This is a genomic window from Arthrobacter sp. CAN_A2, assembly GCF_015752045.1.
In the GTDB taxonomy this organism is placed as follows: Bacteria; Actinomycetota; Actinomycetes; order Actinomycetales; family Micrococcaceae; genus Arthrobacter_D.
Genome location: NZ_JADOUS010000002.1, coordinates 37,766 through 52,622, shown reverse-complemented (window position 1 = coordinate 52,622; position 14,857 = coordinate 37,766). Strand labels below are relative to the sequence as shown.

General features: G+C 71.4%; 15 protein-coding genes. 13 read left to right on the top strand and 2 right to left on the bottom strand.

All coding sequences use genetic code 11. The features are described 5' to 3' along the window. Positions 1-49: 49 nt before the first annotated feature. Genes miaB through dapF form a run of 3 tightly spaced genes read left to right on the top strand, consistent with a single transcriptional unit; the run spans position 50 to position 3,469 of the window. Positions 50-1,606 (top strand): tRNA (N6-isopentenyl adenosine(37)-C2)-methylthiotransferase MiaB, encoded by a 1,557-nt coding sequence (miaB, locus tag IWX63_RS02470; RefSeq protein WP_199276581.1) that lies wholly within the window; start codon positions 50-52, stop codon positions 1,604-1,606. Continuing rightward, positions 1,603-2,514, top strand: coding sequence for a tRNA (adenosine(37)-N6)-dimethylallyltransferase MiaA (gene miaA, locus IWX63_RS02465; protein ID WP_199276580.1), 912 nt, complete (start codon positions 1,603-1,605; stop codon positions 2,512-2,514). The genes miaB and miaA overlap by 4 nt, the downstream gene beginning before the upstream one ends. Before the next feature lie 4 nt (positions 2,515-2,518). Further along, positions 2,519-3,469: a diaminopimelate epimerase gene (dapF, locus tag IWX63_RS02460; protein WP_199276579.1), complete on the top strand. Its 951-nt coding sequence runs from the start codon at positions 2,519-2,521 to the stop codon at positions 3,467-3,469. A 42-nt stretch (positions 3,470-3,511) separates the two neighbouring features. Here dapF and IWX63_RS02455 read toward each other — a convergent pair whose 3' ends face one another. Next, positions 3,512-4,120 carry a class I SAM-dependent methyltransferase gene (locus IWX63_RS02455; RefSeq protein ID WP_199276578.1) on the bottom strand — a complete coding sequence of 203 codons (609 nt, stop codon included), beginning with the start codon at positions 4,118-4,120 and terminating at the stop codon, positions 3,512-3,514. A 122-nt stretch (positions 4,121-4,242) separates the two neighbouring features. Here IWX63_RS02455 and hflX point away from each other — a divergent pair, with 122 nt between their 5' ends. Together hflX and IWX63_RS02445 are read left to right on the top strand one after the other, a co-directional pair. Continuing rightward, positions 4,243-5,826, top strand: a complete 1,584-nt coding sequence (hflX, locus tag IWX63_RS02450) for a GTPase HflX (RefSeq protein WP_199276577.1) — start codon at positions 4,243-4,245, stop codon at positions 5,824-5,826. Then, positions 5,819-7,891, top strand: a complete 2,073-nt coding sequence (locus IWX63_RS02445) for an ATP-dependent DNA helicase (RefSeq protein ID WP_199276576.1) — start codon at positions 5,819-5,821, stop codon at positions 7,889-7,891. The genes hflX and IWX63_RS02445 overlap by 8 nt, the downstream gene beginning before the upstream one ends. 34 nt (positions 7,892-7,925) lie before the next feature. Here the strand turns inward: IWX63_RS02445 and lexA are convergent, their stop codons facing one another. Further along, positions 7,926-8,642 (bottom strand): transcriptional repressor LexA, encoded by a 717-nt coding sequence (gene lexA / locus IWX63_RS02440; protein WP_442859092.1) that lies wholly within the window; start codon positions 8,640-8,642, stop codon positions 7,926-7,928. Positions 8,643-9,022: 380 nt separating this feature from the next. Between lexA and IWX63_RS16690 the strand changes: the two genes are divergently transcribed. The 8 genes from IWX63_RS16690 (at position 9,023) to IWX63_RS02400 (ending at position 14,856) form a co-directional block, all read left to right on the top strand. Continuing rightward, complete coding sequence (locus IWX63_RS16690) at positions 9,023-9,562, top strand: LysM peptidoglycan-binding domain-containing protein (RefSeq protein ID WP_334685574.1); 540 nt, start codon at positions 9,023-9,025, stop codon at positions 9,560-9,562. Positions 9,563-9,638: 76 nt separating this feature from the next. After that, positions 9,639-10,733: a histidinol-phosphate transaminase gene (locus tag IWX63_RS02430; RefSeq protein ID WP_199276575.1), complete on the top strand. Its 1,095-nt coding sequence runs from the start codon at positions 9,639-9,641 to the stop codon at positions 10,731-10,733. Between the two features lie 84 nt (positions 10,734-10,817). After that, positions 10,818-11,492 carry a DUF2461 family protein gene (locus IWX63_RS02425; protein ID WP_199276574.1) on the top strand — a complete coding sequence of 225 codons (675 nt, stop codon included), beginning with the start codon at positions 10,818-10,820 and terminating at the stop codon, positions 11,490-11,492. Between the two features lie 260 nt (positions 11,493-11,752). After that, positions 11,753-12,370 carry an imidazoleglycerol-phosphate dehydratase HisB gene (gene hisB, locus IWX63_RS02420; RefSeq protein WP_199276573.1) on the top strand — a complete coding sequence of 206 codons (618 nt, stop codon included), beginning with the start codon at positions 11,753-11,755 and terminating at the stop codon, positions 12,368-12,370. Next, positions 12,367-13,005 carry an imidazole glycerol phosphate synthase subunit HisH gene (hisH, locus tag IWX63_RS02415; protein ID WP_199276572.1) on the top strand — a complete coding sequence of 213 codons (639 nt, stop codon included), beginning with the start codon at positions 12,367-12,369 and terminating at the stop codon, positions 13,003-13,005. Before hisB ends, hisH begins: the two co-directional genes overlap by 4 nt. Before the next feature lie 15 nt (positions 13,006-13,020). After that, positions 13,021-13,179, top strand: a complete 159-nt coding sequence (locus IWX63_RS02410) for a hypothetical protein (RefSeq protein ID WP_199276571.1) — start codon at positions 13,021-13,023, stop codon at positions 13,177-13,179. Between the two features lie 67 nt (positions 13,180-13,246). Continuing rightward, positions 13,247-14,005, top strand: coding sequence for a bifunctional 1-(5-phosphoribosyl)-5-((5-phosphoribosylamino)methylideneamino)imidazole-4-carboxamide isomerase/phosphoribosylanthranilate isomerase PriA (gene priA / locus IWX63_RS02405; protein ID WP_199276570.1), 759 nt, complete (start codon positions 13,247-13,249; stop codon positions 14,003-14,005). After that, positions 14,002-14,856 (top strand): SseB family protein, encoded by an 855-nt coding sequence (locus IWX63_RS02400; protein ID WP_199276569.1) that lies wholly within the window; start codon positions 14,002-14,004, stop codon positions 14,854-14,856. The genes priA and IWX63_RS02400 overlap by 4 nt, the downstream gene beginning before the upstream one ends. Position 14,857 lies beyond the last annotated feature (1 nt).

Below are 14,857 nucleotides of genomic sequence, written 5' to 3'. Positions count from 1 at the left end.
CGCGATTGTGGGTGCCCAGCACGCCCGCCGTACGCTTGAGGACGTGAGTATGGCACTTCCCGTCTCCCTCGACGAGACACCCCGCAGCACCCCGGCCGGTGCAGCCGACCAGCGCACCTACGAGGTGCGGACGTTCGGCTGCCAGATGAACGTGCACGACTCCGAGCGGATCTCCGGGCTCCTCGAGGGCGCCGGACTCGCGCGGGTGAAGGACGGCCAGGCGGACGTCGTCGTCTTCAACACCTGCGCGGTCCGGGAGAACGCGGACAACAAGCTGTACGGCAACCTCGGCATCCTCAAGGCGGTCAAGGACGCTCGCCCCGACCTGCAGATCGCCGTCGGCGGGTGCCTGGCGCAGAAGGACCGGGAGACCATCCTCAAGAAGGCGCCCTGGGTGGACGCGGTCTTCGGGACGCACAACATCGGCGCGCTGCCCGCTCTGCTCGAACGTTCCCGCCACAACCAGGACGCCCAGCTGGAGATCCTGGAATCCCTGGATGTCTTCCCCTCCACCCTGCCGACACGCCGCGAATCGGTCTACGCCGGATGGGTCTCGATCTCCGTGGGCTGCAACAACACCTGCACCTTCTGCATCGTGCCGTCCCTGCGGGGCAAGGAGCGCGACCGACGGCCGGGGGAGATCCTCGCCGAGATCGAGGCGCTCGTCGCCGACGGCGCCGTCGAGGTCACGCTCCTCGGCCAGAACGTGAACTCCTACGGCGTCGAGTTCGGGGACCGCGGCGCCTTCGCGAAGCTGCTGCGCGCCTGCGGGTCGATCGAGGGCCTCGAGCGGGTCCGGTTCACCAGCCCCCACCCCGCGGCGTTCACCGATGACGTGATCGACGCGATGGCCGAGACGCCCAACGTGATGCCCCAACTGCACATGCCCCTGCAGTCGGGCTCGGACCGGGTCCTGAAGGCGATGCGCCGGTCCTACCGGTCCAGCCGATTCCTCGGCATCCTCGAGCGGGTCCGCGACCGGATGCCCCACGCGGCGATCTCCACTGACATCATCGTGGGCTTCCCCGGCGAGACCGAGGAGGACTTCCAGGCCACCCTCGACGTCGTCGAGCAGTCGCGCTTCGCCACGGCCTTCACCTTCCAGTACTCCAAGCGACCCGGCACCCCCGCGGCGGACCTGCCCGACCAGCTGCCCAAGGCCGTGGTGCAGGAGCGGTTCGAACGGCTGACCGCGCTGCAGGACCGCATCGCGGGCGAGGAGAACGCGAAGCAGGTCGGGACGGTCGTCGAGGTGCTCGTCACCGATCAGCAGGGCCGCAAGGGCGGCGAGACGCACCGGCTCACCGGGCGTGCACGGGACCAGCGGCTCGTCCACTTCTCCGTCCCCGAGGGCTCGGCCGCGCCCCGACCGGGCGACGTCGTGACCCTGCCCATCACCCAGGCGGCGTCCTTCCACCTGCTCTCGGACCCCGCTCCGGAGCAGTACGCGGTGCGCCGCTCCCGCGCCGGCGACGCGTGGGACAGGAGCCAGGCGGACTCCTGCGGCGTTCCCGCCCCGTCCGACGGCGCCGCCGGCCCCGACGGGGGCCCACGACCCGTCTCGCTGGGCATGCCGTCGCTGCCGCTCCGCGGAGGGCGTTCTTGACCCTGCCCGTGGTGGCGGTCGTCGGGCCGACCGGGTCGGGCAAATCCGAGCTCGGCCTCGCCCTGGCCCGGCGCCTCGACGGCGAGGTCATCAACGCCGACGCCCTCCAGTTCTACCGTGGCATGGACATCGGTACGGCCAAGCTGGGCCCGGCGGAGCGGCAGGGCATCGAGCACCATCTCCTCGACGTCCTTGACGTCACGCAGGAGGCGAGCGTCGCCGCCTACCAGGAGGACGCCCGGCGGATCGTCGGGGATGTCCGTGCGCGGGGACGGGTGCCGATCCTCGTCGGCGGGTCCGGCCTGTACATCCGGGCCGCCCTCGACCGGCTCGAGTTCCCGCCGACCGACTCCGGCGTCCGGGCCCGGCTCGAGGCCGAGCTCGCCGCCACCGGAAGCGCGGCCTTCCGCCAGCGGCTCCGGGCGGTGGACCCGGCCTCCGCCGAACGGATCGACGACGATCGTCGCCTCGTCCGTGCCGTCGAGGTGCACGAGATCAGCGGACGGCCCTTCAGCGCGTTCATGCCGCGCCGGGAGTACCACCAGCCCGCGGTGCAGATCGGCCTCGGGGTCGACCGGGACGCCCTGCGCGAACGGCTCGCCGGGAGGGTGCACGCGATGGTGCGCCGCGGACTGGCCGACGAGGTGGAGCGACTGGCGGCGGACGGACTGCGGGATGGAAGGACGGCGTCGCGCGCCCTCGGATACGGGCAGTTCCTCCGCGTGCTCGACGGTTCCCTGACGGAGCAGGACGCGATCGAGGAGACGATCGCCGCGACCCGCCGGTTCGCCCGGCGCCAGCTGACCTGGTTCCGGGGCGACCCGCGCGTGGCCTGGACGGACTGGCAAGCGCCCGGCCTCGTCGACCGGGCCCTCGCAATCGTGCGGCAGCACGGGGACATATCCTAGGACGGTGACCGACTACCGCGCCCATGCCACCCCGTCCCGGCAGTCCGCCGGCCTATCCTTCACCAAGGGCCATGGCACCGGCAACGACTTCATCCTGACGCTCGACCCGGACGCGACGGCTCCGGACGACGCCGCGTTCGTCGCATCCCTCTGCGACCGCCACCGGGGCATCGGCGCGGACGGATACATCCGTGCCGTGCGCTCGTCCGCGCTGCCCGAGGGGCGGGCGCTCCTGCAGACCGAGCCCGACGCCGAATGGTTCATGGACTACCGCAACGCCGACGGCTCGGTGTCCGAGATGTGCGGCAACGGGGTCCGCGTCTTCGCGCACTTCCTGCTCGCCTCGTCCGTCGCCGAGCTGCCCGAGGGCGGCGAGCTCGCCATCGGCACCCGCGCGGGCGTCAAGCGCGTGACCCGATCGCAGGACGGGTACGCGGTGGACATGGGCCCCTGGGAGTTCATCTTCCCCGAGGCGGCCGTGGCCCGCGGTATGGACTCGCTCGTCGACATCGGCGGACTCGACGTCGACCGCCCCGCGCTGTCGATCAGCATGGGCAACCCGCACACCGTCGTCGCACTGGCCGAGGCCGCCGAACTGCGGAAGACCGAACTGCACCGGGCACCGGCCGTGCAGCCGGTGCCGCCCGAGGGGACCAACGTGGAGGTCGTGGTGCCCTCCGATCCGCTGGTGGGCGACGACGGCGTCGGCCGGCTCAGCATGCGCGTCCACGAGCGGGGCGTCGGCGAGACCCAGTCCTGCGGCACGGGTGCGTGTGCCGCGGCGGCGGCCACCCGATTCTGGGCCGGCCAGGGCGCCCCGGCGCAGTGGCAGGTGACCGTCCCGGGCGGCGTCGTCGGGGTGACCTTCTTCGCCGGCCCGGACGGCCGCGAACACGTGCAGCTCAGCGGCCCGGCGACCCTGGTGGCGGAGGGCATGCTCCTTCCCGCCGGCTGAGCCGGGGTGGGAGGACCCCGGGGCATCCCCCGACGTCGGGGTTCAGCCCGCCCGGTGCACCTCGATGATGCGGAAGGACTTGGACGTCTCCGCGCGCCGGACCAGGAAGCCCGCGGGCAGCTCCTCGCCGAGCCAGCGCTGCAGCGAGTCGGCGCCGAGGTTCTTCTGCACCACCAGCCAGGCCCGTCCGTCCGGAGCGAGGCGCGGAAGCCAGCGCAGGAGCAGCGCGTGCAGTTCCTGCTTCCCGATGCGGATGGGCGGATTGGACCAGATGGTGTCGAACTCGAGTGCCGCCTCGACGGCGTCGGGGGTGCCGGCCGCCACGTTACCCAGTCCCAGCCGTGCGGCGTTCTCCGCGGTCAGCGCCACGCACCGCTCGTTGACGTCGACGGCATAGACCGCGGCGTCGGGCGCCTTCAGGGCCATGGTGAGGGCGATCGGCCCCCACCCGCTGCCGAGATCCAGCATGCGGCGCCCCTGCGGCGCGGGTACGGCGTCGAGCAGGATCGCGGTGCCCTTGTCGACGCCGTCGGGGCTGAACAGGCCCGACGAGGTCACGAGGTCCCGGCGCACGCCGTCCAGGACGACGGAGAGCGGTCGCCGGGTGTCGGGTCCCGCTGGCTGGGCGCTGAAATAATGCTGAGACTCCATGGACGAAAGCCTAGTGGCATGCCGGGGACACGTCCGAGCCGGCGGGTTTCGCGCTGGGAGAATACGCTGGAGCGCGCCCCGGCGTCGGTCGTAGGATTGTGGGACATCCACCTAGGGAGACCATGACCGAGAATCACGGACATTCCACCGGCGCCGACATGGGCCCGGAGGAGATCCAAGCCGTCATCGACCGGATCCTCGCCAGCGACGAAGCTGCCGTGGCCAAGGCGAAGAACGCGACACCCGGGCCGGGGGAGACCCCCGCACCGACCGAGAAGACCTGGCGATCACGGGCACAGGCCCTGTCCCAGGACGAGGAGCCGTCGGACGCCGACGGAGACCAGCAGGACCTGGCCGAGCGCCGGGCGCTCCGACGTGTCGCGGGGCTGTCCACCGAACTCGAGGACGTCACCGAGGTCGAGTACCGGCAGCTCCGGCTGGAGCGGGTCGTCCTCGCCGGCCTGTGGAGCGAAGGGACGGCGCAGGATGCCGAGAATTCGCTCCAGGAGCTCGCGGCACTGGCCGAGACGGCCGGATCCGAGGTGCTCGACGGCATCGTGCAGCGGCGCCTGAAGCCGGACCCGGGCACGTTCCTCGGCTCGGGCAAGGCCCAGGAGCTGAAGGGCATCGTCCAGGCGACCGGGGCGGACACCGTGATCGTCGACAGCGAACTGTCGCCGTCCCAGCGTCGCGGGCTGGAGGACATCGTAAAGGTCAAGGTGATCGACCGGACCGCGCTGATCCTCGACATCTTCGCCCAGCACGCCAAGAGCCGTGAGGGCAAGGCCCAGGTCGAGCTCGCGCAGCTCGAGTACCTGCTGCCGCGCCTGCGCGGCTGGGGCGAGTCGATGTCCCGCCAGGCCGGTGGCCAGGTCGGCAGCGCAGGGTCCGGCATGGGCTCGCGTGGTCCGGGTGAGACGAAGATCGAGCTCGACCGCCGGAAGATCCGCACGCGCATGGCCAAGCTCCGCCGTGAGATCGCCGGGATGAAGCCCGCGCGGGAGACCAAGCGTTCCAACCGCCGCCGCAACCAGGTGCCGTCCGTCGCCATCGCCGGCTACACGAACGCCGGCAAGTCGTCGCTGCTGAACCGGCTCACCGACGCCGGGGTGCTCGTCGAGAACGCGCTGTTCGCCACTCTGGATCCGACGGTCCGCAAGGCGGAGACGCCGGACGGGATCGGCTACACCCTGGCGGACACGGTCGGATTCGTCCGCTCGCTGCCCACCCAGCTCATCGAGGCGTTCCGCTCGACGCTGGAGGAGGTCGCCGACTCCGACCTGATCCTGCACGTCGTCGACGCATCCCACCCCGACCCCGAAGGGCAGATCGCCGCGGTCCGCGCCGTGCTGACGGAGGTCGACGCCCGCAGGGTGCCCGAGATCATCGTGCTGAACAAGGCCGACGCCGCGGACCCGTTCGTCATCGAGCGCCTGCGGCAGCGCGAACCCCGGTCCGTCGTCGTCTCGGCGCGCACCGGTGCAGGGCTCACGGAGCTGCGCCAGCTGATCAGCACGAACATCCCCCGACCGGGTGTGAAGCTGGACCTCATGGTGCCGTACGCGCGCGGGGAGATCCTCAGCCGCCTCCACGAGGAGGACGTCGAGATCCTCGGCCTGGAACACGTCGGCGAGGGGACACGCCTCGAAGTGATGGTCCGGGAGGGCCTGGCCGCCGAGCTGGAGGCGTACGTCCGGCATGAGTGAGAGCACGCGGTCCGGCGCCGTGGCGGCGCCGGACGCGGCTCGCCCTTCGGCTGAAGCCCGGCAGGCCCTCGAACTGCTCGACGCCGCCGTGGGCGCCATGGGCGGGGAGATGCGCTCCGGTCAGCACGAGATGGTCCGCCAGGTCAGCGAGTCGATCCGCGCGGGCGAGCACCTGCTCGTCCAGGCCGGCACCGGCACCGGGAAGTCGCTCGCGTACCTGGTCCCGCTGATCGCCCATGCGATGGACAGCGACAAGCCCTCGATCGTCTCGACGGCCACGCTGGCCCTCCAGGCGCAGATCGTGGGCCGGGACCTGCCGCGCCTTCTTGACGCCGTGAGGCCCGCGCTCACGCGCCCCGTCGACGTCGCCCTGCTCAAGGGCCGGTCGAACTACGTCTGCCTCCACAAGACCGGCGGCGGGTTCCCGGAGGAGGACGCGCCCGGAACCCTCTTCAGTCTCGGTGAGGACGCCGCACCGCATCCGGCCCCGGCCGTCGACGGCCCGTCCTCGGCGCTCGGCAGGGACGTCGTGCGGCTGCGTGAATGGGCCGAGGAGACCGGGACCGGCGACCGCGACGACCTCGTCCCGGGCGTGAGCGACCGCGCGTGGCGCCAGGTGTCCGTCTCCAGCATGGAGTGCCTCGGCGCTGCCCGCTGCCCGATGGCCCAGGAGTGCTTCAGTGAGAAGGCGCGCGCCGCAGCGGCGGACGCCGACATCATCATCACCAACCACGCGATGCTCGCGATCAGCGCCTTCGAGGGTCTCGCGGTCCTGCCGGAGTACGACGTCGTCGTCATCGACGAGGCGCACGAGCTCCACGACCGCGTGACCGGAGCCGTCTCCGGCCAGCTCTCCGCCTCGATGGTGAGCGCGGCCGCCGCGGCGCTCCGCCGCCACGCCTCGATCGGCACCGGATCCCTCGACACGGCCGCCGACGCGTTCGAGGCGGCAGCCGAGCTCGTCCCCTCTGGCCTGCTGCCGGGCGGCCTCCCGGAGGATCTCGAGCAGGCCCTCGCCCAGGTCCGTGACGCCTCCCGGGCTGCGCTGTCGGACACGAAGACGGATGGCAAGTCCGAAGCCGACGTCGACGGCGGCCGGCAGGTCGCGCGGTCCCGCGCCACCCTGGTCTTCGAGCTCGCCGAGAGGATCCTCGCCGCCTCCGACGTCAACGAGGTGGTCTGGGCGTCGCGCCCCAGCACCTTCACGCCGGGATCCGGCTACGCGCAGCCCGACGAGAGCGCGCCCGCGACGCTGAACGTCGCACCGCTGTCCGTCGCCGGGCGGCTGCGGGAGGGGTTGTTCGAGGACCACACCGTGATCCTCACCTCCGCGACCCTCGCCATCGGCTCCGAGTTCGGCCCCGTCGCGGGATCACTGGGCCTCAGCGGTCCCGGTGCACCCGCCTGGACCGGCGTCGACGTCGGGAGCCCCTTCGACTACCCGCGGCAGGGCGTGCTCTACGTGGCGAAGGACCTCCCGAAACCCGAACGCGGCACCTCCGAGGCGCAGCTCGAGGAGCTCCTCGGACTGCTCAGGGCGTCCCGTGGGGGCGCGCTGGGACTGTTCTCGTCGAAGCGCGCTGCCGAGGAGGCGGCGGAGGCTCTGCGCCCGAAGGTCGATTTCGAGATCCTGTGCCAGGGGGAGTCCTCACTGAATGCGCTGGTGACGCAGTTCGCGGAGGAACCGGACACCTGCCTGTTCGGCACCATGTCACTGTGGCAGGGCGTGGACGTGCCGGGGTCCTCGTGCCGGCTGGTCGTGATCGATCGCATCCCGTTCCCCCGGCCCGACGATCCCTTGATGACCGCCCGCACCAGGGCGGTGGCCCGGAACGGTGGCAACGGATTCATGAGCGTGTCCGCCACCCATGCGGCCGTCCGGCTCGCACAGGGCGCCGGCCGCCTGATCAGGGCCACGGGGGACCGGGGCGTGGTCGCCGTCCTGGACAGTCGGCTCGCCACCGCCCGGTACGGGGGATTCCTCCGGGCCGCCCTCCCGCCCTTCTGGGCGACGACGGACCGCGCCACCGTCACGGGGATCCTGGAGCGGCTCTCGGGGCGCTGATAAGTCCCGGGCGGCGCGGCCTCCCGCGCGGAAGCTACAGCGCGCGCAGCACCGAGACGACCTTGCCCATGATGCTGGCATGGTCGCCCAGGATGGGCTCGTAGCGGGTGTTCTGCGGCAGGAGCCACGTGTGCCCGTCCCGCTGCCGGAAGGTCTTGACGGTGGCCTCCTCGTCGAGCAGCGCCGCGACGATGTCGCCGTTCTGTGCGCTCTGCTGCCTGCGGACCACCACCCAGTCGCCGTCGCAGATCGCGGCGTCCACCATGGAGTCTCCCGAGACCCTGAGCATGAAGAGATCCCCGTGGCCGACGAGCTGGCGGGGGAGGGGCATGACATCCTCGACCACCTGGTCCGCGAGGATCGGACCACCCGCGGCGATGCGCCCTACGAGCGGCACCAGGGCGGTGTCGACGGCGATCCGGTGCTCGACGGCAGGCTTCCGGTCCGGAGACGAATCGGCGTGCGCGCCCGACGTGTCCGGAGCCAGGGTCAGGGGGAGCAGGACCTCCATGGCGCGGGGGCGCTTCGGGTCCCTGCGCACGTACCCGAGCCTCTCGAGCTGCGCCAGCTGGTGGGTCACGCTGGACAGGCTCGCGAGGCCCACGGTGTCGCCGATCTCCCGCATGGACGGCGGGTACCCCTTGTCGGCGATCGACCGCTGGATCGTCTCGAGGATCGTCAGCTGCCGGGCGGTCAGCCCCTTGGACACGGAGCGGCCGCGCGGCCTGCCCCGGCCCGCAGAGATGGGCACGGCGTCTGCCGGGACGTCGGCAGTGTTCGATTCCTGCCGGGCTGCCGCTGGTGATTCCGCCACTGTTGCGCCTTTCGCCTGGGATCGCTGATCCCGTCGTCACCGCCGGTCCGCTCCCGTGGACCGGAAGTCGTTTTGTCAGAGGCGGCTGGTTGTGTGAGATGCATCGGCCACGGAACGGCCCTCGGAGAGCAGCATCCGTCGACGATGTCCTGATCTCCCCACGCTAGGACAGACGAGGGCACTTTTCAAACATATGTTCGAGCGAGTCTCGACACGGGTCGATCGTAGATGCTAGAAATAGGCAGAGGCTTATTAGAACGTGTGTTCGAACCGAGCGCTTCGCCCGGTCAGGGCATTCGAAGGAAAGAGGAACGGCAATGGTTACACCCGTACTGCATGGCAGCTCGCTGTGGACGCCCGCTCGCCCCGAAAGCCATCTCAGGCTGATCTCCGCGCCCGGAGCGTCGCCGTCCACCGGCCCCCTGACACCTTCGGCCTTCGCGGCGCCCTCCAGCCCTCACTCGGCCCGTCCCTCGGACACGACCGGTACCTCCATGCAGCCCGGTACCTCCATGCAGCCCCGTACCTCCACGCAGCGGAGTACGGAACGCCCCCTGACGCTCACGCGGCGCGGGCGCCTGCTGCTGGTCGGCCTGCCGATCGCCCTGGCCGTCGCGGCCCTGATCCTCCTGGCAGCGTTCCTGACCTCCCAGGCCCAGGCGGGGGAGTCGGCGCCGACGTCCACCGCCACGGTCGAGGTGAGTGTCGCCACCGGGGAGACCCTGTGGGATCTCGCCGTGCTCTACGCGCCGGAGCGCGATCCCCGGGACGTCGTCGCGGAGATCGTCGAGCTCAACGACCTGCCGAGCTCCGTGGTGCAGGCCGGGCAGAGCATCGCGGTCCCCGCCGAGGGGTGAGCGCCACCCGCGTCGGGGTCGAGTCTCGGACGCAGCCCATTCGCCCGCGGAAGACGGCATCCCTTAAACTGGAGTGGTGCCCTCCTCCGTTGAAGCCCTAGCCGCCCTTCCTCTGCGCGACGACCTCGTGGGGCTGCACCCGTACGGCGCTCCGCAGCTGGACGTCCCCATCCTGCTCAACGTCAACGAGAACACCCACGGCGTGCCGGCCGACGTGCACGCCGCGATCGTGGAGGCCGTCGCGGAGGCGACCCGGGGGCTCAACCGCTACCCCGACCGCGAGTTCACCCAGCTGAGGAAGAACCTCGCCGACTATCTCGGGCACGGCCTGACGCCCGATCAGCTGTGGGCCGCCAACGGCTCCAACGAGGTCCTCCAGCAGGTCCTCCAGGCCTTCGGTGGGCCCGGACGCACCGCGATCGGCTTCCCGCCCACGTATTCGATGTACCCCTTGCTCGCGAGCGGGACCGGCACGCGCTACGTCACCGCCGCCCGCGGCGCCGCCTACACCATGACACCCGAGGACACCGCCCGGGCCGTCCGCACATCCGGGGCGAACATCGTGTTCCTGTGCTCGCCGAACAATCCGACCGGCACGGCGCTCGGCCTCGACGTCGTCGAGGCGGCCTACGAGGCCGGTGAGGACGCGCGCGCCATCATCATCGTGGACGAGGCCTACGGCGAGTTCGCGCAGGAAGGTACGGCGAGCGCCCTCACCCTTCTGTCGGGACGCCCGCGGTTGCTCGTGTCACGGACCATGAGCAAGGCCTTCGCCCTTGCCGGTGCCCGGATCGGCTACCTCGCGGCGGCGCCGGAGATCGCCGATGCCCTGCGGCTGGTCCGGCTGCCGTACCACCTCTCCGCCATCACCCAGGCGGCCGCGAATGCCGCCCTCACCCATGCGGACACGCTCCTGGCGAACGTCGAGGCGATCAAGGTGCAGCGGGACCGCATCGTGCGAGAGCTCGAGACCCTGGGGCTCTCGCCCGCCCCCTCGGACTCGAATTTCGTCTTCTTCTCGGGCCTCGACGACCCGCACCGTGTCTGGCAGGGCCTCCTGGAAGCAGGTGTCCTCGTCCGTGATGTCGGGATCCCGGGGTCGCTCCGGGTCACCGCAGGCACGGAGGAGGAGACGACGGCGTTCCTGACGGCGCTGGCGACGCTGATCTGACGGTCGGCGCCGCCTGGTCCGGGCCCTGCCGGACCGTTCCCGGCGGCCTTGCGCCGCCCGGACGCTTCGCCCATCATGTGTCGCATGGATCGTCCGATCTTCGATGAGGCGCAGTCGTTCTTCGCGCGGCTGGAGGCGGACAACACGCGTGAGTTCTGGGCTCGCCAGCGCAGGCTGTACGACGAAGGCATCCGGCCGGTCTTCTCCGCGGTGTGTGCCGCCCTGACGTCGTTCTCGGATTGGCGGATCTACCGCCCCCACAACGACGTCAGGTTCCGGGCGGACAGCCCGCCGTACAAGACCTTCATCGGCGCGGTCGCCGAGCGCCCCGACGGGGTGGGTGCCTTCATCCGCGTGAGCAGCCTCGGCTTGCTGGTCGCAACCGGCCTGCCGCTGCCCGCAGCGGATCAGCTCGCCGGGTTCCGTGCCGCGGTGGCCGACGAGGCCTCGGGCGCGGCCCTGGTCGCCGCGATCAGTACCGTCACCGCGCGGGGAATGATGATCCGCCCCGGACGGGCGCAACCGCTGAAGCGCGTCCCCCGGGGCTACCCGGCGAATCATCCGAGGGCGGATCTGCTGCGGTGGAAGGGCATCGAGGTCAATCATCGCGTGCGCCGGCCTGCCTGGGTGGATGTCGCCTCCGCATCGTCGGGCATCGACGAGCTCCTGCGCGAACCCGCCGCCCTGCACGATTGGCTGACCCGCTACGTGGGAGCATCCGCCCTCACCGCTGAGCAGCGGTTCGGCCCGCGCCACTGAAGCGGAGCACGGTGACCGGTCGGCAGGTCCGGGAGGCGTGGCGGGCCGTGCCGTCCCGGCGGCGTCGGGCAGGGCGATCGGCCGGGTGGCGTGGGATGGACGTGCCGACCGTCGACCCGGACCCCCGCGCGGGCCGGTGACGCGAACCTGTCGAGCGAGTACACCTAGAATTGAAGGGCAGGACCACCGGGTGGCTCGCGCCGCCCGTCACGGTCCCACGTCGATCCGCGCCTGAATGACGCGCACAAAAGGAAGTTGTTATGACAGTTGATGCCGCCCGCGGCCGTACGGCCCGTATCGAGCGCGTCACGAGCGAGTCCAATGTCCTCGTGGAGCTCGACCTGGACGGCACCGGGGCGTCGTCGATCGACACCACGGTGCCGTTCTACGACCACATGCTCACCGCCCTGTCGAAGCACTCGCTCATCGACATGACCATCAGGTCCTCCGGGGACACGCACATCGACGTCCACCACACGGTCGAGGACACGGCCATCGCGATCGGCGAGGCCCTGCGTCTCGCTCTCGGCACGAAGGCCGGGATCCGACGCTTCGGCGAGGCCACCGTCCCGCTGGACGAGGCACTCGCCAACGCCGTCGTCGACATCTCGGGACGTCCGTTCCTCGTCCACGGCGGGGAGCCGGCCGGTCAGGAGTACCACCTCATCGGCGGCCACTTCACGGGTTCGCTGACGCGCCACGTGTTCGAGGCGCTCGCCCTGCACGCCCAGATCTGCCTGCACGTCACCGTCCTCGGCGGCCGCGACCCCCACCACATCGTCGAGGCCCAGTTCAAGGCCCTCGCCCGTGCACTCCGCGCGGCGGTCGAACCGGATCCGCGGGTCGAGGGAATCCCGTCCACGAAGGGAGCGCTGTGACCGCGCGCACCGTCACCGTCCTCGACTACGGATCGGGCAACGTCCGCTCCGTGGTGCGCGCCCTCGAACACGTGGGCGCCGACGTGGTCCTCAGTGCCAAGCCCGAGGACGTCCTGAACGCCGATGGGCTGCTCGTCCCGGGCGTCGGTGCTTTCGCCGCCGTCATGAAGGGGCTGAAGGACGTCGACGCCCTGCGGATGATCGGGCGCAGGGTCGCGGGCGGCCGCCCCGTCCTGGGGATCTGCGTGGGCCTGCAGGTGCTGTTCGACGAGGGCGTGGAGCACGGCGTGCGCACGCCCGGTATGGGTGAGTGGCCCGGCACCGTCGAACGGCTCAAGGCCGACGTCGTACCCCACATGGGCTGGAACACGGTGGAACCGCCGGAGGACACCGTCCTGTTCGACGGCCTCGGCGACGAGCGGTTCTACTTCGTGCACTCCTACGGCGTGCAGGACTGGTCCTTCGACGTCACCCAGCCCGCCATGAAGCCGCCGCAGGTCACCTGGTCCGACCACGGCGGCCGGTTCATCGCCGCCGTCGAGAACGGCCCGCTCAGCGCCACCCAGTTCCACCCCGAGAAGTCCGGTGACGCCGGGGCCCAGCTCCTGCGCAACTGGATCGACGGGCTGCGCTGATCCGATGGTGAACCGATGCTGAGCCTCGTGCTCATGGGGGTTGCCGGACTCCTCATCGGCGGAGCCTTCTCCCTGCGCGGCCAGGAGTTCCCGCGCTGGGTGTGGATCGTTTTCCTCGCCCTCGCCGGCCTGGCGCTCCTGGCCTCCTACCTGTTCACGCTGCCGGGCGACTAGCCCGCCCCGACCCTTCTCACTCCCACACCCGCGGCACCGCCGCCCGTACGAAAGCAGTCAGCAGACCATGAGCCCCTTCTCCGAATCGCCCACCCTCGAGCTCCTCCCCGCCGTCGACATCGCCGACGGCCAGGCCGTTCGCCTGGTGCAGGGCGAGGCGGGCAGCGAGACCAGTTACGGGGATCCGGTGGATGCGGCCCGCGCCTGGCAGGACGCCGGTGCCGAGTGGGTGCACCTCGTGGACCTCGACGCGGCCTTCGGCCGCGGGTCCAACAAGGACCTGCTCGAGCGGGTCGTCAGGGACCTCGACATCAAGGTGGAACTCTCTGGGGGCATCCGGGACGACGCGTCGCTGGAGGCTGCCCTGGAGCTGGGGGCGACGCGCGTCAACCTCGGCACGGCAGCGCTGGAGAACCCGGAGTGGACGGAGCGGGCGATCGCCCGCTACGGGGACGCCGTCGCCGTCGGGCTCGATGTCCGGGGGACCACGCTCGCGGCGCGCGGCTGGACCCAGGAGGGCGGAGACCTGTGGGAGGTCCTCCAGCGCCTCGAGGATGCCGGCTGCGCGCGCTACGTCGTGACGGACGTGACCAAGGACGGCACGCTCAAGGGCCCGAATCTGACCCTCCTCAGGGACGTCCTCGCGAAGACGACGCGCCCCGTCGTCGCCTCGGGCGGTATCTCCAGCCTTGATGACATCGCCGCCCTCCGCGACCTCGTACCCCTCGGGCTCGAGGGTGCGATCGTCGGCAAGGCACTCTATGCGGGGGCCTTCACCCTGCCGCAGGCCCTGGACGTCGCAGGGCTGCCCGCCTCGGACGCGTGAGCGGCCGGCAGCTTCCCGCCCATATCGCGGCGGCCCTCGCCGGCAACACCGCGGATTCCGCCGGGCAGCCGTGGGCGGGACGCGACCTCTCCGGTCCGGAGAACCCGCTGCATGCCTTCGACGACGACGACGGCACGGCCGATCCCGGGCTCGTGGCGGCGCTGGCCGGGCTCCTGGGATCAGCGGACGGGCCCGGCGACGCGGAGCGGGCCGTGTTCGGGGCCCTCACGACGGCCAGGGTGTTCATCCCCATCGTCGCCCGGCTCAGCGAACAGGCCGAGGCCGCCACGGGGCTGCACTCCGACAAGGAGGCCGAGATGGCGCTCGTCACGCTGACGGCGCCCGACGGCCGCAAGGCCCTCCCGGTCTTCTCCTCGACCGAGGCGCTGGGCCGCTGGCACCGGGACGCGCGGCCCGTCGCGGCGTACGCATCGCGGGCCGCCCTCGCGGCCGCCGCCGAGGATGCCCAGTTGATGGTCCTCGACCCGGGCGCCGACCTCACGTTCGTGCTCCGGCGTCCTGCCGTCTGGGCCCTGGCCCGGCAGGTCCCCTGGACGCCGTCGTACGAGGACCCGGCGCTGGCCTCGCTCGTCGAGGAGGCGGCCGGACAGGAGGCGGACATCCTCGCGGTGGGCCTGCGTCCCGCGGGCGGAGTGCTGACACGCACGGCCGGCGGTAGCATTGCCTCCGGTGGGGGACCGGGCCCCGAACTCAGGATGGATCTCCAGCTCCGCCCGGGCCTGTCTCCCGACGGGGTGCGCGACGCCGTCGCCTCCTTCCGCGGGAAGCTCCTGGACCTCACCGGATTCGTGGAACGCGTCGACTCGCTCGACATCAAACTCACCCGCTGAC

Coding starts and splice junctions, on each gene's coding strand:
- miaB (WP_199276581.1), top strand. CDS start 50: ATGGCACTTCCCGTCTCCCTCGACGAGACACCCCGCAGCACCCCGGCC.
- IWX63_RS02455 (WP_199276578.1), bottom strand. CDS start 4,120: ATGGAGTCTCAGCATTATTTCAGCGCCCAGCCAGCGGGACCCGACACC.
- hflX (WP_199276577.1), top strand. CDS start 4,243: ATGACCGAGAATCACGGACATTCCACCGGCGCCGACATGGGCCCGGAG.
- IWX63_RS02445 (WP_199276576.1), top strand. CDS start 5,819: ATGAGTGAGAGCACGCGGTCCGGCGCCGTGGCGGCGCCGGACGCGGCT.
- IWX63_RS16690 (WP_334685574.1), top strand. CDS start 9,023: ATGGTTACACCCGTACTGCATGGCAGCTCGCTGTGGACGCCCGCTCGC.
- IWX63_RS02425 (WP_199276574.1), top strand. CDS start 10,818: ATGGATCGTCCGATCTTCGATGAGGCGCAGTCGTTCTTCGCGCGGCTG.
- hisB (WP_199276573.1), top strand. CDS start 11,753: ATGACAGTTGATGCCGCCCGCGGCCGTACGGCCCGTATCGAGCGCGTC.
- IWX63_RS02410 (WP_199276571.1), top strand. CDS start 13,021: ATGCTGAGCCTCGTGCTCATGGGGGTTGCCGGACTCCTCATCGGCGGA.
- priA (WP_199276570.1), top strand. CDS start 13,247: ATGAGCCCCTTCTCCGAATCGCCCACCCTCGAGCTCCTCCCCGCCGTC.